The sequence below is a fragment of the Sporosarcina sp. PTS2304 genome (assembly GCF_003351785.1).
Classification (GTDB): domain Bacteria; phylum Bacillota; class Bacilli; order Bacillales_A; family Planococcaceae; genus Sporosarcina.
Window position 1 is genome coordinate 2,627,617 of sequence record NZ_CP031230.1, and the last position, 18,788, is coordinate 2,646,404.

At 39.8% G+C, this 18,788-nt stretch carries 16 protein-coding genes; 9 read left to right on the top strand and 7 right to left on the bottom strand.

Annotated features, from left to right (window positions below; genetic code table 11):
• Positions 1 to 59: 59 nt before the first annotated feature.
• The 3 genes from DV702_RS12630 to DV702_RS12640 all read right to left on the bottom strand — a co-directional run bounded on the left by DV702_RS12630 (position 60) and on the right by DV702_RS12640 (position 4,214).
• Positions 60 to 836, bottom strand: a complete 777-nt coding sequence (locus DV702_RS12630; protein ID WP_114925068.1) for an ABC transporter ATP-binding protein — start codon at positions 834 to 836, stop codon at positions 60 to 62.
• 66 nt (positions 837 to 902) lie between these two features.
• Positions 903 to 2,597 carry a BCCT family transporter gene (locus DV702_RS12635; RefSeq protein ID WP_114925069.1) on the bottom strand — a complete coding sequence of 565 codons (1,695 nt, stop codon included), beginning with the start codon at positions 2,595 to 2,597 and terminating at the stop codon, positions 903 to 905.
• A gap of 369 nt (positions 2,598 to 2,966) precedes the next feature.
• The gene (locus DV702_RS12640; RefSeq protein WP_162805795.1) at positions 2,967 to 4,214 is read right to left on the bottom strand and encodes an EAL and HDOD domain-containing protein; all 1,248 of its coding nucleotides are present in this window, start codon (positions 4,212 to 4,214) and stop codon (positions 2,967 to 2,969) included.
• A 454-nt stretch (positions 4,215 to 4,668) separates the two neighbouring features.
• On the opposite strand from DV702_RS12640, the gene DV702_RS17360 reads away from it, so the two are divergent.
• The 5 genes from DV702_RS17360 (at position 4,669) to DV702_RS12665 (ending at position 9,557) form a co-directional block, all read left to right on the top strand.
• Entirely contained in the window at positions 4,669 to 4,782 is a 114-nt protein-coding gene (locus DV702_RS17360; RefSeq protein WP_371682711.1) for a spore coat associated protein CotJA, read from the top strand.
• The gene (locus DV702_RS12650; RefSeq protein ID WP_114925072.1) at positions 4,782 to 5,045 is read left to right on the top strand and encodes a spore coat protein CotJB; all 264 of its coding nucleotides are present in this window, start codon (positions 4,782 to 4,784) and stop codon (positions 5,043 to 5,045) included. The genes DV702_RS17360 and DV702_RS12650 overlap by 1 nt, the downstream gene beginning before the upstream one ends.
• A 36-nt stretch (positions 5,046 to 5,081) precedes the next feature.
• Entirely contained in the window at positions 5,082 to 5,651 is a 570-nt protein-coding gene (locus DV702_RS12655) for a manganese catalase family protein (RefSeq protein WP_114925073.1), read from the top strand.
• Between the two features lie 101 nt (positions 5,652 to 5,752).
• Positions 5,753 to 7,429, top strand: a complete 1,677-nt coding sequence (locus tag DV702_RS12660; protein WP_240315615.1) for an ABC1 kinase family protein — start codon at positions 5,753 to 5,755, stop codon at positions 7,427 to 7,429.
• A gap of 70 nt (positions 7,430 to 7,499) precedes the next feature.
• Positions 7,500 to 9,557: a catalase gene (locus DV702_RS12665; RefSeq protein ID WP_114925075.1), complete on the top strand. Its 2,058-nt coding sequence runs from the start codon at positions 7,500 to 7,502 to the stop codon at positions 9,555 to 9,557.
• 162 nt (positions 9,558 to 9,719) lie between these two features.
• Here the strand turns inward: DV702_RS12665 and DV702_RS12670 are convergent, their stop codons facing one another.
• Entirely contained in the window at positions 9,720 to 10,604 is an 885-nt protein-coding gene (locus DV702_RS12670; RefSeq protein ID WP_114925076.1) for a LysR family transcriptional regulator, read from the bottom strand.
• A gap of 112 nt (positions 10,605 to 10,716) precedes the next feature.
• Between DV702_RS12670 and DV702_RS12675 the strand changes: the two genes are divergently transcribed.
• The 3 genes from DV702_RS12675 (at position 10,717) to DV702_RS12685 (ending at position 13,815) form a co-directional block, all read left to right on the top strand.
• On the top strand, positions 10,717 to 11,907 hold the full coding sequence (locus DV702_RS12675) for a coenzyme F420-0:L-glutamate ligase (protein ID WP_114925077.1): 1,191 nt from the start codon (positions 10,717 to 10,719) through the stop codon (positions 11,905 to 11,907).
• Between the two features lie 129 nt (positions 11,908 to 12,036).
• On the top strand, positions 12,037 to 12,831 hold the full coding sequence (locus DV702_RS12680; RefSeq protein WP_114925078.1) for an alpha/beta fold hydrolase: 795 nt from the start codon (positions 12,037 to 12,039) through the stop codon (positions 12,829 to 12,831).
• Positions 12,832 to 12,870: 39 nt separating this feature from the next.
• The gene (locus DV702_RS12685; protein WP_114925079.1) at positions 12,871 to 13,815 is read left to right on the top strand and encodes a GGDEF domain-containing protein; all 945 of its coding nucleotides are present in this window, start codon (positions 12,871 to 12,873) and stop codon (positions 13,813 to 13,815) included.
• 95 nt (positions 13,816 to 13,910) lie between these two features.
• On the opposite strand, the gene DV702_RS12690 is transcribed toward DV702_RS12685, so the two are convergent.
• A complete protein-coding gene (locus DV702_RS12690; RefSeq protein WP_114925080.1) occupies positions 13,911 to 15,101 on the bottom strand; it encodes an MFS transporter in 1,191 nt (396 codons plus the stop codon).
• A gap of 12 nt (positions 15,102 to 15,113) precedes the next feature.
• Positions 15,114 to 15,533 (bottom strand): MarR family winged helix-turn-helix transcriptional regulator, encoded by a 420-nt coding sequence (locus tag DV702_RS12695; protein WP_114925081.1) that lies wholly within the window; start codon positions 15,531 to 15,533, stop codon positions 15,114 to 15,116.
• Positions 15,534 to 15,732: 199 nt separating this feature from the next.
• Here DV702_RS12695 and DV702_RS12700 point away from each other — a divergent pair, with 199 nt between their 5' ends.
• Complete coding sequence (locus DV702_RS12700; RefSeq protein ID WP_114925082.1) at positions 15,733 to 16,956, top strand: dicarboxylate/amino acid:cation symporter; 1,224 nt, start codon at positions 15,733 to 15,735, stop codon at positions 16,954 to 16,956.
• Between the two features lie 127 nt (positions 16,957 to 17,083).
• Here DV702_RS12700 and DV702_RS12705 read toward each other — a convergent pair whose 3' ends face one another.
• A complete protein-coding gene (locus DV702_RS12705) occupies positions 17,084 to 18,763 on the bottom strand; it encodes an S-layer homology domain-containing protein (protein ID WP_114925083.1) in 1,680 nt (559 codons plus the stop codon).
• Positions 18,764 to 18,788 lie beyond the last annotated feature (25 nt).

Here is an 18,788-nt window from a genome sequence, read left to right on the forward strand (position 1 = left end):
GTGCGCGTCTTTCTATACAATGTTCCCTATATGAGAAGTTGTAAACGGAAGAGCTTGCATTATTCTATAGATAAATATGGACGGTCAGCACGCCATTCAATTGCTACGGGAACTTGATAGGTTTCTGACAGTAACTCACTAGTCATCACTTCATGCTTTGGGCCGGCCGCTACTACTTGACCATCTTTAAGCAATAACACATGGGTGATTTCAGGAACGAGTTCCTCTATATGATGTGTAACATATACGATATGGACATGACTTTCTGTAGCGATTTTTAGTGCTTCTAGAAATTGTTCTCTCGCTAAAATATCAAGACCGGAACAAGGCTCGTCTAATATCAGTAATTTCGGCTCACCCATTAATGCTCTGGCAATTAGGACTCGGCGCTTTTCCCCTTCAGATAGCAAATTAAATTTCTTTCTTTTGACATGCTCCAGGCGAAACTCTTTCACTAAAAAGTCTGCCCGCACCCAATCTTCATCGAGTACCTTCTCATAAATACCAAAGCTCGCAAACTTCCCACTAATAATCACACGTTCGATTGTCTCGTTCCAGAAAAAGTCTGAGAATTTTTCCAACGAAGTACTGACGTAACCAATCTTTTTCCGAAGATCTGGCAAGTACGTACGACCAAAGCGTTTCCCAAGAACCTCCACTTCACCAGAAGAAGGAATTTCATACGTAGAAATGATTGAAAGTAACGATGTTTTCCCCGAGCCATTTAATCCTAGCAATCCCCATTGCTGCCCCTCTACTATTTCCCAGTCTACACTCTGCAAAATTTGATTGTTCCCTCTTTTAAAATAAATATCTTCTACCTTCACAATCGACATATTCAATCTCCTTTCTGATATATAGAAAACCGGCTCGTGCTAAACGCAACGATCCGGTTTGTAGTTTTAGTCATCATCGGAATTTCTTTCTTTTTCATATTCCATATACTTTTTCTTTTCAAGTTCTTGATATTTCTTATCACTTTTTTCCTTTGCTCTTCTTGCCCTTTCCTTCTCTCTGCGCTCTTTTCTCTCTTTTTCACTTTCTTTGCGCTTTCTTCTCTTTTTTACTTCTCCTTCGACATGCTCGAACTGTCGAATGTCAGTAGGTCTGACTGTAATCGGTTCGCGCATCAATAGTTTGGCTAAAGAAAACATCAGTAGCAGAAGGAATAAAGTAAACGGCAGTGCGGATACGAGAGATGCCGACTGTAAAGCTTCCAAGCCATTCGCTGACAAAAGTACAGCCGCAATAGCAGTCATCAAGAAGCCCCACACAAATTTAACGAGTAACGGCGGGAATAAGCTTCCGCGAGTCGTCATACTTGCTAAAATATACGTTGCTGAATCCGCAGAAGTTATTAAAAATGTGAAAATAAGTACGATGGCTAAAAACGAAACAACATTAGTCAAAGGCAATTGTTGCAATGTGGCGAAAATCGCAGATGTTACATCATTATCCACTTCCTGAGCAATTTGTGTACCGTTTCGCAAGTCGCTGTATAAAGCTGTTCCGCCAAGCGTAGCGATCCACATGCAAGAGAATGCCGGCGGAATGACCATCACACCCATGATAAATTCGCGAATGGTACGGCCTTTCGAAACCCGTGCAACAAACGCCCCAACAAATGGTGACCAGGCGATAGTCCAAGCCCAGTAGAATATCGTCCAATCCTTGACCCACGTACCTCCCTGATAAGGTTGCAAACGCAAACTGTACGTAAAGAAGTTATTAATATAATCCCCTATAGCTAACGTAAAGGTTTCAAGAATAAACACTTTCGGACCTACGATAAAGAAAAATAGTAATAATGCAATAGCCATACCTAGATTGAAATTTCCAAGATATGCAATTCCTTTACCTAATCCTGAAGCAGCAGAAGTCATGTAAGCAATAAAAACAATCGCAATAATGATAAATTGGACAGTAGTTGTACTTTTTATATTAAATACATACTCCATCCCTCCACTCATCTGCAGCACACCCATACCGAGTGAAGTTGCGATCCCCATGACAGTAGCTACAACAGCAAAGGAATCAATGCCCGTTTTCACATGGCGGTTGCTACCGATTAACGGTTCCAATGCGGTAGAGATCAAGCCGTCTTTCTTCTTTCGGAACTGCAGGAAACCAATGACTAATCCAACCATACCGAAAATGGCCCATTGTGAAATACCCCAGTGAAAGAATGAATACCCCATCGCGACACGCGCCGCTTCTTCAGTTTGCGCTTCTACGCTAGCAAGTGGTGATTTAAAGTAATGACTCATCGGTTCTGCTACACCCCAGAATACGAGTCCTACACCGAATCCGGCTGAAAATAGCATACCAATCCATGTAAAGAACGGATATTCTGGACGTTCCGTATCACCACCTAATCGAATGGCGCCGTATTTACTAATAGCTAATCCAACTAAAAATATAATAACGATAAACACTGCCAGTAAGTAAAACCAGCCAAAATTATCAGTCGTAAAATGATATAATCTTTCGGAAACTATACCGAATGGCTCTGGCTTACTAGCCCCTAATACGACAAGTATAAAGATAAACAATGCTGAAATGGAGAACACAGGGTTTTTCCAAAACTTTTTATTCACAACTATATCGACTCCTAGTGTTTAGTTTGATAACTCTCTTACTATTCTCCATACCCATTTTCAGAAGTAATGTAACGTACTTACACTTAAATAAGAAAGCCCTTTCCTTATTCGAAAACAGATTATAACTGTTTATAATACACATTGAAAAAGGCATCTTCAAGTGAAGATGCCTTTTTCAATGTATTTAATCATATATGTTGATGAAAGTAGAAGATTGGATAGAGTGAGGCTGACGGGGAATGTCTAGCGGCTTGCGCTTCCAGACGATACGCTTTCCGGAGTGGACGCGTCCGGTTCTGCAGGGAGAATCCTCACACGTACACTCATTTTCTTCTCTGCACAGGAAGAATCAATAGACACAGTTATTTAATTAAAACCTTCTTCAATTCCTTGCGACCAGCGAAGACCTTGTAAATATACTTCACTTACTTTTGTTTTAGGTATTCCTAACTCAATTGACAAACGCTCTACTTCCTTCCACTCGAAACGTTCTATCGCTTCGACCAGTTGCAAGTACGGCGTAATCTCTGTTTCTTTCCCACTTAATGTTTCGATAATCCCTTCTGATAAAGAAAGTAACGGCAACACATCTTCCCACGTCCTTCCCATAACAGCATCGATCAACGAAAACATTCCTGCCAAGAAATACTCATCTTTATTTTGTTTTCTCTTATATTTCGCCAACAACTCTAAAATTCTAGCCCGTCTAAGCGATAGTTCCACCAACGCAGTTACACGTCCATTTTGCAGGTCTTTTCCTAAATCATGTAACATCAGAACTTGCAGCCAACGCTTCGTTTCATTAAGACCAATTAGCACAATCGCCTGCTTAATAGAGCTGATTCTCCTAGGTATGTCAAAAGCCAATGAGTTAATAAAACGTAATAATTTGTACGAAATAGAAACATCTCGCATGATTAAATCCGTTAGCTCGGAAATGGACTGTGTTCCTTTTTGAAAATAATCAATAATTTGCAGGTGAACCAATGTATTCACGGGTATCTCTGCACTTTTAATTATTTCCGGCTTAGCAAAAAAGTATCCTTGAAATAGATGATAGCCGCTTTTTAACGCCATTTGATATTCAGCTTCTGTTTCTACTTTTTCTGCTAATAAAAGAAGATGTGGATAATCTTTTAAAAAGGTTTTGATACGAGCCATTTCCTCTTGGCTATTATGCATAAAATCCACTTTAATGATATCTACAATTTCAAATAGCTGTGATTGATTGACGTATTGATCCTGTAAAGTGAAGTCATCTAATGCCAGCCTGAAACCAGCTTCTTTAATTTGCTGTAAACGCCGTAGCAAAGAAGGCGTAATGACTACATCTTCAAGAATTTCAATTACTACTTGGTCTGGATCTAAACTCATGTATAAGTCCTGCGCCAATAGCTCCCCAGAAAAGTTAATGAACGAAGGAACACCACTCGTTACTTGATCGACACCAATCGTTAAAAAAGTATTAACAATTAAGCTGATCGTCGCCTGTTCTGGATTAATATCAGGAAAAAAATTATCCTCGCTGTTTCGGTATAACAACTCGTATGCATATATGTTGCCTGTCCTTCCTAGAATAGGCTGCCTCCCGATAAAAATCGAGTAATCTTCCATTTGTTCATCCTCACATTTCATTTGAATGTTATCTAATCCATTTATAATAAAATTACATTCTCAAGGTGTGTGTTGTATAACCTAATGTAAGCCTTCTTCGGAACGAATAAGTTTACTTTATGAGTACTACTAAAGGTTCCAACTCTTCAGAATCTTCTTGTCTCAATACTTCTTTCCTCCCCTTATTGTACCTGACACGCTAGAATTTAGAAACGAAATAATTACAATTGACTAATTTTATATTGGAAGTTTTATTGACTCTCTATATAAACCGTAAAATTTTACCTGTTACGAATCCGTTCATAGACGTTTCCCACGTTGCATACAGTAAATAGAGGAGTGATGAGAGCTGGATAATTATACGTTTCGCGGTAGTTATAAACCGTATGTATCGCCGTTAGATCCTTGTCCGCCTAAGCTGGTAAAAAATTTTGTATTACCGCCCCAACTATTTATGACCGTTCAGCCACCAGGACTTCCACAATACTCCGCTGCTGAAGCATTACAACGCGGAAGTCTTTGGCCGGCGTTGGTCGATGGCTATTCGAAAAGCGAGGGGATTTCCTAATGCAGACTACTGAGCAAAGAGCAATGCTTAAAGAATTACAGCAAGCTGATTTTGTCGTTGTAGAACTGACACTCTATACAAACACTCACCCCGACGATATGGAGGGCTTGGAGCAATGGAGGCTCGCCATTAAAGAAGCAGCTAGAGCGAGAAAAGCTTATGAAAAGAGATTTGGACCTATATCCTATCATTCGATTCCATCAGAACAAGCACTCGAAACGGGTTGGCGTTGGAATCAAGCACCTTGGCCTTGGCAAATGTAATGACATGACCGCACTATTTAACTAGGGGGATCAATTATGTGGGTTTACGAGAAGAAGTTGCTATATCCAGTGGAAGTGAGTGAGTGTAATCCTCGTCTCGCAAAGTATATAGCTGAGCAATATGGGGGCGCGGACGGTGAACTGGCAGCAGCTTTGCGTTATATGAATCAACGATACACTGTTCCTGACAAAATAATCGGTGTATTAAACGATATCGCAACTGAAGAATTTTCCCATTTAGAAATGCTCGCTACTATGATTTATAAGTTAACTAAAGACGCTACTCCTGAACAATTGGAGGAAGCTGGATTAGGAGCCCATTACGTAAATCACGGGCACGCTCTATTTTATGAAAATGCAGGTGGTGTTCCATTTACCTCCACTTATATCCAAGCAAAAGGTGACCCCATTGCCGATCTGTATGAGGATATTGCGGCCGAGGAAAAAGCGCGCGCTACGTATCAATGGATTATCGACATCTCAGATGACCCACTTATTAATGATTCACTTAAGTTTTTAAGGGAACGAGAAAATGTACACTCATTACGTTTCCGCGAAGCAGTGGAAGTATTAAAAGAAGAACGTGATCGAAAAAAGTTCTTCTAATTATATAGCCCCATTTCCTCTTCCAATAGAGGAATGGGTTCTTTTCATTGTTTACTACTCTTCACTTAATGGTATCTTTTGTAGAGAGGGGTTATACGGAGGTGTTCTTATTGTTAAAACGACGAATGAAGAATGCACAGCGTTCACAAGAAATTATTAATGTTTTCTTGAAAAATGGATTTAGTCATGTGTTATTCCGTCTAGGGTTGACCGATCGAAAATTTTCTTCTGCTGATGAAGCGGCTGATGTAAATTTATATCATGTAGGCAAAAAACTGCGTACCGCTTTAGAACAACTCGGACCGACATTCGTTAAATTAGGACAAATCGCCAGCGGTCGTCGTGATTTAGTGGCGGAAGAAATTGCGACTGAGCTTGAAAAATTACAAGACCATGTCGAGTCCTTTTCATTTGAAGTGGTACGAGAAATTATTGAAGCACAATTAGGCGGAAAAATAGAGGAATTATTTCTAGAATTCGATGAAGTACCGCTTGCCTCCGCTTCAATTGGGCAAGTACATAAAGCTACATTGAACAGCGGTGAGTCAGTGGCCGTGAAAATACAACGACCGAATATAGAACGTCAAGTCAATACGGATTTAGCTATTCTTCACGATTTGGCTGGATTTTTAGAGAAGAATACCGAATGGGCAAAAGCCTATCATTTACGTGATCTCATTCATGAGTTTTCTCATTCATTGCGAGAAGAGCTTGACTATCAGTTAGAGGCTAGAAATGCAGAACGAATCGCACAACAATTTGTCAAAGTGCCTGACATTCAAGTACCCCATGTGTATGACGAGTATACGACAAGAAGTGTCCTGACTACAGATTTACTGACAGGAATAAAAGTAAGTAATATTCAGCAGTTGGATAAGGAAGGCTACGACCGTAAGCAACTAGCAGAAAGAATTGCTGATTCAATGCTATCTCAAGTGATGGAATATGGATTTTTCCATGGTGATCCTCATCCCGGCAATATTTTCATCGCCCCCGGGCCCGTTATATATTATATCGACTTCGGAATGGTTGGACAGTTGAGTAAAGAAATGACGTATCACTTCATCTCACTTCTAGTAGCTCTGCAAAAAGGAAATATCCGAAGAATCATAGATATCTTTTCTGCAATGGATATTTTAGGTGAGCATACGAATATCGATGCCCTGTACCGCGATCTGCAAATTATACAGCGCAAATACTACGAAACTTCCTTGACAGATCTAAAGCTCGGCGATGTATTCATGGAAATTTTCTCCATAGCATTCCGCCATCACATACGTTTGCCAAATGAAATTGCGATATTATCAAAAGTAATCCTTACGCTGGAAAGTGTTTTAGGCTCATTGGATCCTTCATTCAGCATTATGAAAGCAGTCGAACCGTACAGTAAAAAAGTGTTTTTTAAACAATATGACCCACGCTACTTTCTAGAAAACAGTTGGCATTCACTCGTAAAAAACACCGAAATTTTAGTGGAGCTACCGAATGATATAAAAAAAGCAGTGAAAACTATAGAAAGAGGAAAAGTGGAATTGGCTGTAGGTTTGAAAGAATCAAATATTATTTTTCGCCGATTCGATAAAATAGCCAACCGTCTCTCATTGAGCATCGTCCTCCTAGCATTCAGTATTTTAATGGTGGGTCTCATTATCGGATCTGCCATCGCCGGACAGACCGCTATATTTTTACGTTTACCATTAATTGAAGTAGGTTCTATCATTGCCACTCTCATGTTTATCTATCTATTATTCTCCATTATACGATCTGGGAGAATCTAGCTGCCGTTTACCGGTAAAGAAATCGGGAATAGAAGAAAAGACTACTATTCTACGATTGGAGGATTTATACATGACGAATGATCGCAAAATAGATGGAGACAGCAAAAACAAACAACTCGAAACTTTTCGTGTCAATGATCATGAGCATGCGATGACAACGAATCAAGGATTAAAGGTATCAGAAGACGAACATTCATTGAAGGCTGGTACGCGCGGCCCCACTCTTATGGAGGATTTTCATTTCCGTGAGAAAATGACACATTTTGACCACGAACGCATCCCGGAAAGAGTCGTTCACGCGCGTGGATATGCAGCACACGGAGAATTTGAGCTGTATGAATCAATGAAAAAGTATACAAAAGCAGGCTTCTTACAAGAGCCCGGTTCAAAAACCCCAGTCTTTACACGTTTTTCCACAGTTGCCGGAAGTAAAGGATCCGCTGAAGCCGTGCGTGATGTACGCGGATTCGCGGTAAAATTTTATACAGAAGAAGGAAATTATGATTTAGTAGGAAATAATATGCCGGTATTTTTCATTCAAGACGCTATAAAGTTCCCGGATTTAGTGCACGCAGTAAAACCTGAGCCACATAATGAAATGCCACAAGCCGCATCTGCTCATGATACATTTTGGGATTTTGTCGCGAATAATCAAGAGTCCGCGCATATGGTCATGTGGCAAATGTCTGATCGAGCCATTCCAAGAAGCCTTCGAATGATGGAAGGTTTCGGTGTTCATACGTACCGCTTCATTAATGACCAAGGAGAAGCCCATTTCGTCAAGTTCCACTGGAAACCAAAGCTAGGTGTTCATTCATTAGTTTGGGATGAAGCTCAGAAGATTAACGGAAAAGACCCGGATTTCCACCGACGGGATTTATGGGAGTCTATAGAAAATGGAGATTTCGTAGAGTTTGAGCTAGGTGTTCAGCTACTTGAGGAAAAAGATGAATTTGCATTCGATTTTGATATTTTAGATCCTACGAAGATTTGGCCAGAAGAAGATATACCGGTCAAAATTATAGGGAAAATGACGCTGAACCGTAATGTGGATAATGTGTTTGCAGAAACAGAACAAGTAGCGTTCCATCCAGGCAGTGTAGTACCAGGAATCGACTTCTCAAACGACCCGTTACTACAAGGGAGACTGTTTTCCTACACAGACACTCAACTGATCAGACTTGGCGGGCCGAACTTCCATGAGTTACCGATCAACCGTCCGGTATGTCCATTCCACAATAATCAGCGCGACGGGTACGGCAGACAGACTATTAACGTCGGACAAGTGAGTTACCATAAAAATTCTCTAGCTAATAACAAGCCAAATACGTCAACAGAAGAGGACGGCGGATTTGTGCATTATCAGGAAAAAGTGGAAGGCCGTAAAATACAGGCACGCAGCGATTCATTTAAAGACCATTTCTCACAAGCACGTCTATTCTGGAACAGTATGTCCTCTGCTGAAAAGCAACATATTATCAATGCCTTCAGTTTTGAAGTCGGCAAAGTAAAAGACATGAACGTTCGACAGCAAGTTATTACGATGTTCGCGAATGTAGACCTAGAAATGGTTACAGAAATAGCACAAAATGTCGGAGTAAAAGCCCCTAGCGATGTGGAGCAATCCAGTGTCACTAAGTCTTCCCCAGCCCTCAGTCAGGAAAATAAAGCTAAATTGCCAAACACCCGCAAAATAGCTGTCTTGCTGGCAGATGACTTTGATGATGCAGCACTGGAACCGTTTTTAAAAGCTTCATTGGATGCTGGTATGTCTATCGATATCGTTAGCGAAACTTTTGGTACACTAACTGGTAAAAACGGCGCGACTGTTGATGTCGATGAAACCCTTTTAACTATTCATTCTGTATTGTACGATGCGTTGTACGTTGTAGGAGGACAAGCAAAACAACAAAAGAAATTTGAAATGGACGTAGTAGATTTTGTTAACGAGGCATACATGCACTTCAAACCAATTGCTTCCGCACCCGCAGCGAAACACTTAATGGATCAATCAAATGTTAAAGCAGGTTCTGGTATTTTAATGGACTTCACCGTTTCGAGAGATGGAAAGCAATGGGTAGAAGCTGTTGCTGAACACCGTTTTTGGGATCGGAAACTATATGAGTAATTGACTGAAACCCAGACATTTGAAATGTCTGGGTTTTTTGTGAGTGGAGTGTTGATGACTATGAGCGGTGCGATGCATTCTATGAGCGCGATGACTCAATCTATGAGCGGTGCGATGCATTCTATGAGCGCTCCCACAAGCACGCGACCTCATGCTCCTACACTACACTTTCTCCAAAATCCCGATAAACTTAGTGGCAGCTGGTGATAACGAAACACCTTTTAAATAACAAACGCCTATACTGCGCTTTGGAATGGGGTCTAGAAATTCTACTTCATGTAATTTTCCTGAATCTAAATAATCGGCTGAGAACTCTTTTACTACGCAAGCTATACCTAAATTAATATGCGCAAATTCCAATAATAATTCATGCGATCCTAGTTCAAACTCAGGATGTATTTTAATACCTTGTTTCGATAAAAAGTCTTCTACATATTGCCTGGAGTTGGATTTAGACTCCAGTAAAATAAGTGGCAATCTCGTCAGCTCTCGCAATGGGACAGGACGGAGAAATAGTTTTTTGAATCGTTCTCCATAAACGAAAGTATCTTGCACGTCAAAACACGCACGTTGTTCCAATGAATGATCTTCTACAGGAAAATTACATATCGCAATATCTACTTCCCCTGATTTCAATGAAGCGATAAGTTCCATTGTCGTGCCGTTAATAATTTTGAAACGAATACTGGGGTAGTTGGTATGAAATGCTTCTAGAAAGGGCAATAAATAATAACGAGAGATTGTATCCCCCACTCCAATTTTCAATTCGCCTGCAGATAAACTTTTTAATTCTAGTAACTTTTCATTTCCAGCATCGATTAAATTCAGTGCTGAATTCACATACTCAAACAACATCATCCCTTCATCCGTCAAAGTGACACCTTTGGAAGTGCGATTAAAAAGGCGTGTATCCAATGCTCGCTCGAGTTGCGAAATAATTTGACTGATCGCTGGCTGCGTCATGAATAATTGTCTCGCTGCCTTCGAAAAACTTTCATTTTGAACGACGGTTTGAAAAACTTTGTACCACTCTAAATTTATCGACACATAACCACTCCTTATATCTGCTATTAAGTATATTAATTTTACTTATATCATAAAAAAGAGCTATAATACAATGAAGAGTGACTAAATTGAGTTTCAATAAGGAGCGATTGATTTGGGAAGAGTAGTAGGTACCGTAGTTAGAGGTTTGCGTTGTCCAATCATCAATGAAGGCGATAATATTGAACAAATCGTAGTAGATAGCGTATTAGACGCTTCTAGAGTTGAAAACATTTCATTTCAAGATAAAGATATAGTATCTATAACAGAATCGATTGTGGCGCGTGCACAAGGAAATTACGCGACGATCGATGATATTGCTAAGGATATTAAGGCAAAGTTCGGTGATGATACAATTGGCGTAATCTTCCCTATCCTGAGTCGTAACCGTTTTGGTAACTGTTTACGTGGAATTGCCAAAGGTGCAAAGAAGATTATCTTAATGCTTAGCTATCCTTCTGACGAGGTAGGTAATCATTTAGTTGAACTTGACCGTTTGGATGAAAAAGGAGTGAATCCTTGGACAGACGTTTTAACTGAAGTCGAGTTCCGTGAACACTTCGGTGATAATAAACACCCATTTACTGGCGTAGATTATATTGAATACTACAAGTCCTTAATGGATGAGTTTGGCGTGGAGCATGAAGTTATTTTCTCAAACAACGCCAAAACAATTTTAGATTATACGAAAACTGTTTTGACTTGTGATATCCATACACGTTTTAGAACGAAGCGGATTCTAGAAGCTAACGGTGCTGAGAAAATTTTTAGCTTAGACGATATTTTGGCAGAGTCCATCGACGGCAGCGGCTATAACGAACAATTTGGTTTACTAGGGGCAAATAAAGCGCAAGAAGATAGTATTAAACTGTTCCCACACAGTTGCCAGCCGGTTGTTGACAATATTCAAGAAATGTTGAAAAAGGCAACAGGAAAACAGATCGAAGTTATGGTGTATGGAGACGGTGCATTCAAAGACCCGGTAGGAAAGATTTGGGAACTGGCTGATCCAGTAGTATCCCCTGCCTATACGAGTGGTCTGGATGGTATTCCGAACGAAGTGAAGCTAAAGTATTTGGCAGATAATGATTTCTCTGATTTACGCGGAGAGGAGTTAAAGAAAGCTATTTCCGAGTTTATCGAGAAAAAGGACACTGATTTGATGGGATCCATGGCTTCACAAGGCACAACACCTCGTAAGCTAACAGACTTGATTGGTTCACTATCCGATTTAACTTCTGGTAGCGGCGATAAAGGAACACCTATCGTATTTATCCAAGGTTACTTTGACAACTATACTAACTAATATTTTACATCTGTGAGACACGAGCTCACAGATGTTTTTTTATACGCTTCAATAAGTTGCTAGTTGTCTAAACAATTATGCTACAATATAAGTAATTTTACTTTTGCTAGTTAGAAGGGACTTGAGTCTATGACGGCTGATATTATAAAACGTAACAATGTACATATTATTGGATCGGGAAAGCAGACAATTGTTTTCGCACATGGTTTTGGCTGCGATCAATCGGTTTGGAAGAAAGTTGTACCTGCTTTTGAAGATGATTATCGAATAGTCTTATTTGATTATGTAGGTTCTGGACAAAGTGATAAAATGGCTTTTTCAACCGATCGCTACAACTCGTTGCACGGCTATGCTCAAGACGTAATAGACATTTGTGATGCTTTAGACTTACAAAATATTTTATATGTAGGGCACTCGGTTAGTGGTATGATCGGAGTTTTGGCATCTATTAAGCGACCGGAATTAATCGAAAAACTGATGATGATCGGCCCTTCTCCGCATTACTTAAATGAACCCGACTATTATGGTGGATTCGAACGCGAAGATATTGACGAGTTGCTTGATATGATGGAGATGAACTATAAAGAATGGGCAAAGTATTTAGCCCCACTTGCGATGAAAAACGAAGATCGACCGCATCTGTCAGAAGAATTCGAGACAATGCTCTACACGAATGACCCTGGAATTGCTCGTAATTTTGCTGAAGTAACCTTTACATCGGATATTCGTGCAGATTTACCTAACGTAACAGTTAAGACATTAATTATGCAACCTATAGAGGATTCGATTGTTCCCATAGAAGTAGGCAAATATATAAATGACCGAATTCCAAACAGTGAGTTAGTCATTATGCAGGCAAAAGGCCATAATCCACACATAAGCCAGCCTGAAGAGACCATTAAAGAGATCAAACGGTTTATTTAAGCATACACATACTCATGAATCTTGAAAGGGGCGTAAACAATGAATGAAATTTTAGATCATTTGCCTTGCGGATACTTCGCCCTGACAAGTGACTGGGAGTTTATCGAGATGAACCAAACGATGAAAGATGTTTTGCAAATAAGCGAGATGCCACGACATATGCATGATATCTTAACAGTTCCATCAAAAATATACTTCCAAACTTATTATGTCCCTGCGATTGCTGTTCACGGAATAGTCCGGGAAATGTATTTAAACTTAAAAGTCGATAAGAAGCCATTACCCATCCTCATGAACGTAAATGAACGTAACGGGAAATACATGGGAATTATTGTGCAAATCAAAGTACGGGATGAATATGAAGCTCAGCTATTGCAGTCTAAAAAAGAGGCCGAACGAATCCAAAAAGAGACCGATATAGCGTATAATAAATTATTGCATTTACTCCAAGAAGTTGAGAGCAAACAACAACAGCTCGTTGATTTGAATGACGAATTACATGAATTGGCCACACGTGATGAATTAACGGGACTATATAATCGGCGCTTTTTCCATAGAAGTCTAGACTCTTTAATAGATCGTGCAGAGCTTTTGACCAAGAAGTCTTTTTCATTACTACTATTTGATATAGACCATTTCAAAAAAGTGAATGATACATACGGACATCATATTGGTGATGATGTGTTAAAAGAATTAGCGCAGAAGCTGGGGCAGAAGATCAAGGCACCTAACATTGTCGCACGAATAGGTGGAGAAGAGTTTGCTGTGATCTATGACGACGCCAATCATGAAGATAATATACAAAAGGCCGAAGAACTCCGTATGTTCTTAGAGAAATCGCCTTGGGCTAGTATTGCCATTACAGTCAGTATGGGAATTACAAATTTCCAGTCTGGCGATAAAGCTAGTCATATCTACATAAGAGCAGACGACGCCCAATACGCTTCAAAACGTAACGGACGTAACCGGTTAACTTCTATATAATGAAACAGCAAAATGCCTAAAGGACATTCCTTCAGGCATTTTTACATAGTAAAGCTCAAACTACATCTCACTTTTTCATCTATCTATTAGAAAAATTATACTTCTACAGGCGCTGAACTTTTATTCATGCGGCTAAATAGCATGAACAGCAGTAATGCGATGATGACAACAATAGTTAACATCACATATAACTCACGGTAGCCGATCAGAGGGATGAACGTACCGAGAATGTATGGACCGAATCCAAAACCAAAATCTAAAAAGATGAAAAATGTAGACGTAGCGACTCCTAAACGTTCTGGCTTTACTCCTTGTAGAGCGATCGCCTGTGCGCATGATTGGAAGTTACCAAAGCCAAGTCCTAAAATTCCCCCTGCAAGAAGCAACATCCACCCTGCCTGTACACCACTCAATAATAATAAGCCGACTGCAAATAACAGCAATGAAGGATACACGACAAACTTATTACCTTTTATATCTAACAATCTTCCCGTATAGGGTCTAGAAACCAATACTGCGATAGCGTAGACCAGAAAGAAAAAGCTAGCTGCACTTACTAAATTAACTTCTTCTGCATAAAACGAAATAAACGACAGTACACCAGAGTAGGCTATAGCTGCCAATAATGTAATAAATCCAATGGGTAATGACCGTTTCTCCAATAAACTACTCACACCAAACTTCACCTTTGTAACTTCTATAGCTTTCTTTGGCATAGCAACGGGTGTTTTCTTTACAAAGAAGAACATAGCTGCACAGCAAATACTTAAAGCTAAGCAAAAGAAAAACAAAACAGTAAAATGAAAATGCTGACTTAAGAAAATACCGAAAAACGGTCCGATGGCAGTTGCAAGAACTGTACTTAAACTGAAATATCCTATGCCTTCCCCTCTGCGTGAAGGTGGTAACATTTGTGCGACCATAGTTCCTGTCGCAGTAGACGCGATACCTAACCCGACCCCGTGGAAGAAACGATTTGCCATTAATAATGGTAAATTCACTGCTCCAAAATAAAATACAGAAGCCAGTACAGTTATAATCAGGCCGACTAATAATATGTTACGACTACCGATTTTACTGATCAGTCCACCTACTGCTAGTCGTGCAATAAGTGTACCAATGATGAAGATTCCTGAAACTAGTCCGGCTACACTCGTCGATACACCATATTCTCTAACAGAATACGGGGCAATGGTGACGATTAATAAATACATCACTAACATTAAAAAGAAATTAATAATAGAGGTGACAATAAAGTCCTTAGTCCAAATTGCTTTATTATCCATTCAATTACTCTCCTACTTATTCAGATTTTTCCTCGCTGTCTCTAATACTCGAATGGCTATTTCAATGTCCTCAATCTCAACGTCTTCTAATAATTCACGATAAAATTCTTCTAGTTCCGAAATAATTTTATCTACAGTTTCATGTCCTTGATCAGACAGTCCAATCCATTTTTCACGACGGTCTGTGCCAGGTCGGATACTAACTAAATTCATTTCAAGTAACCGCTGAATTATTTTTGTGACACTTGGCTTTTCCACTTGCCTGCGTATGGCAATGTCGGCTGAAGTCATTTCCCCTTCTTGCTTCAATAACTTTAATATGCCCCATTGTGAATGAAATAGACTATATGGTGCAAGAAGCGTATTTAATCGATTTAACAATGGACGATATAGTTGTACATATTCTGCAAAAAACTGAGGTTGGACTTTCACAAACTTCACTCCTTATATAATTAGTTCGGATAATTAACTATAAGTATTATATTATGCTTTTTTATTTACAAAGTAAAGAAATATAGAGCTAAAAATTAAACGGTTCTTATACGTATATGTTATGATGAAATAATGAAATATTCTTATATCACGTAGGATTTGTGACGCGATTAAGGAGAACAATTGGGGAGTGAGCTCTATGTGGAATAAATATAAGAATACACCGTTTGTTGTTAAAATCACAATAGGCTTTATAGCTGGTACCTTATTAGGTATATTTTTCAGTGAATATACAGGATTTCTTAAGCCTTTCGGTACTTTATTGTTAAATTTGCTTAGCCTCATCGCTATTCCTGTGATATTTTTAACAGTCGTACTAGCTGTCAATCAAATGAACCTCGTACAGTTAGGTAAAATGGGTGGTAAATTAATTTTGTATTATGCAGCTACAACTGCCGCTGCCGTTTTGATCGGACTTTCATTAGCATTATGGCTAAAACCAGGTAGACATTTGACATTGCCTACAGATGCAGCGGTAGAGCCACCGCACGCTCCAGGTTTTTCTGAAATTTTATTACAAATCGTCCCAAAGAATATTTTTGAAGCCTTTACTACTGGTGATTTAATGGCGATATTGTTTGTTGCTGTAATTATCGGTATGGCGATTTCGTCCATGAAGTTTTCAAATGACAAAAAGCTCGTTGAAATGGGCGACTTACTTGATCGTTTCTTTAATGCATTGAATACGATGTTCTATAAAATTTTAGCAGGAGTACTACTTTATGCGCCTATTGGTATTTTCGCGATCAGTGCTACAGCGTTTGGGGAGCAGGGATGGGAAACGTTCGTAGGCTTGCTATCTTTTGTTGGAGTATTTTATCTAGGTGTACTCATTCTTTGGTTATTTGTTTACAGCGGTTTTCTAAAGTTGTTCGGCAATCCGGTCTTGCCGTTCTACCGCAATACGAAAGACGCTTACACTGCGGCATTTTTCACTTCCAGTAGTATTGCGACATTACCGATTGCTATTGAATCTGCGAAAAAGGCAGGTGTTTCTGAGAACACCGCAAACTTCGCATTGCCGCTAGGTGCTGTGTTTAACTCTGATGGAGGTGCGCTGCGCATGGGAATCTCCCTCGTATTCGCAGCGAATATTACGAATCTCAGTCTATCAGCTGTAGATCTTATAGTAATCGTTGCAATTGGTACATTACTATCAATCGGTACCGCTGGTGTTCCTGCCGCTGGACTCGTCACGTTATCTGCGGTTCTCACAATGTTCGGTCTGCCGCTTGAAATTGTGGCATTAATCGCTGGTGTGGATGCATTAATCGGAATGGCCGGTACTGCTTCCAATGTAATGGGAGATATCGTCGGTGCAGCTGTCGTCGATAAGAAAGCCCCTAAGAAGAAATTTGCTTAGGAATGATATTTCATACATTTCTCAATCAATACAAACCGTTTGAAAGAGAGGTTGTTTTCATAAGAAAGAGGCCTTCACAGAAAGTCAGACTGTACTGACTTTCTGGATGGCCCTTTTTTTATATTACTTATTGTCCAATCGCCTGCATAGAATGTACAATCATCTTCGCTGCATGCGCTCTAGTTGTAGGTGCATTTGGCATAAATTTACCTTGATCACCTGTTGCGATGTTCAGTTCGTATAATCCAGCAATTGCCCATTGCGTGTCTTTAGCAAATTTCTGAATGTCAGTGAACGGTGCAGGTGCTGTCGGTGTATATGGCTTGCCTGTAGCAACCGCATACGTACGACTTACTAATAATGCTAACTGCGCACGAGTAATTGGTTTATTTGGCATGAAATGACCATTCACTCCACTTACCAATCCATACTCATATGCTGCTTGAATGTCTGCTTTTGTGCTTTCAGCATAATATGCTACATCATCAAAAGCCACCTTCGTGCTTTTCGGCTTTAAATCCAGCGCACGAACAATTATAGATGTTGCTTGAGCTCGTGTTAGTGACTGATCTGGACGGAATGTGTGATCCGCATATCCACCTACAATCCCTTTCATTGCCGCAATTTCGATTACTTCTTTTGCCCAGTGTTTGGAAATGTCTGTAAACATAATAGTCGGTTCTGTTGGTTCTGTTGGTTCTGTTGGTTCTGACGGTTCCACTGGTACACTATTTACAGTATATGCTTTGTGTAAATGATGAATACTCATCTTGCCGTTTTGACTTACTGCTTTAATCGTAAAGTTGTATTCTTTGTTCGGCTGAAGATCTGTGACTTCATATGTTAAAACAGGATCCATCACTTCTCCGATCATTTGATCTCCATTGAACACTTGATATGTTGTAATCATTCCTGTATCAATTACAGGCTCCCAGTTCAGTACGACAGTTGAGGCGTCTTTTTGTTCTACTGTCAGTACATTTTCTTTAAACCACGGATAGTTTTTCATCAGTGACTCATTAAACGCATTCTTCACGACTTTATATCCAGCTTGGCTTAGATGAATATTTTGAGGATTCGGTAAGTAGGCTGTAAAATCTTTCGCGATCAAATCTGCAGTCGGGATGAAATGGGCAGGTGTTCCTGTCAGACCTTTTGTAATCGCGCCATTCAGTCCGATCACCAACTGACCTAGTATCGGTTGAATTTCTGCACTTAAGTAAGGGAATGGATTATAGTAGCCCATTACATACACTTGTGCATTTGGGTTCAGTTGATAAATATGCACTAAAGTCTTTTGGATATTCATCCCTACATTCGTAAGTGCAGCTTGTATTTCCTCTGGTTTAAATATAGGTTTTCCGCTCTCGTCAAACTTCACTTTCGATAGTACGTCATTCGCTCCAACGGATAAGGTGATGAGGTTCGCTTCTTTAATAGCCTGTTGAATTGTTGCGGTTTGTTCCTGATGTCCTATACCTAAAACCGGCTTCGTTACGTTCACCTCTAAATCTTTCAGTACATCATCCGTTTTATAGCCAGGATAAGAAAAACCTTTGTTACTCGTTTGCAATAACTCTTGTGCAGCTAACTCTTCTGCTAAAAAATCCGCATATCCTTTGCCTAGTTCGTTGGAAGGCGTAATTCCTGCTGCCAATGAATCTCCTAATGCTAAATAATTAATTGATGGAATCCAGGTGGGAGACTTTTCAGGTTCTGCAGCAGCGGTTTGCAATGGCAGCACAGCGAGTTGAAGCAGTAACGCGAATGCAAGCAACACGTGACCTAACGGCTTTTTCTTCACCATTTTAAACACCTCTCTTTTTCTGATT

Coding starts and splice junctions, on each gene's coding strand:
- DV702_RS12630 (WP_114925068.1), bottom strand. CDS start 836: ATGTCGATTGTGAAGGTAGAAGATATTTATTTTAAAAGAGGGAACAAT.
- DV702_RS12640 (WP_162805795.1), bottom strand. CDS start 4,214: ATGGAAGATTACTCGATTTTTATCGGGAGGCAGCCTATTCTAGGAAGG.
- DV702_RS17360 (WP_371682711.1), top strand. CDS start 4,669: ATGACCGTTCAGCCACCAGGACTTCCACAATACTCCGCTGCTGAAGCA.
- DV702_RS12650 (WP_114925072.1), top strand. CDS start 4,782: ATGCAGACTACTGAGCAAAGAGCAATGCTTAAAGAATTACAGCAAGCT.
- DV702_RS12655 (WP_114925073.1), top strand. CDS start 5,082: ATGTGGGTTTACGAGAAGAAGTTGCTATATCCAGTGGAAGTGAGTGAG.
- DV702_RS12665 (WP_114925075.1), top strand. CDS start 7,500: ATGACGAATGATCGCAAAATAGATGGAGACAGCAAAAACAAACAACTC.
- DV702_RS12680 (WP_114925078.1), top strand. CDS start 12,037: ATGACGGCTGATATTATAAAACGTAACAATGTACATATTATTGGATCG.
- DV702_RS12685 (WP_114925079.1), top strand. CDS start 12,871: ATGAATGAAATTTTAGATCATTTGCCTTGCGGATACTTCGCCCTGACA.
- DV702_RS12690 (WP_114925080.1), bottom strand. CDS start 15,101: ATGGATAATAAAGCAATTTGGACTAAGGACTTTATTGTCACCTCTATT.
- DV702_RS12700 (WP_114925082.1), top strand. CDS start 15,733: ATGTGGAATAAATATAAGAATACACCGTTTGTTGTTAAAATCACAATA.
- DV702_RS12705 (WP_114925083.1), bottom strand. CDS start 18,763: ATGGTGAAGAAAAAGCCGTTAGGTCACGTGTTGCTTGCATTCGCGTTA.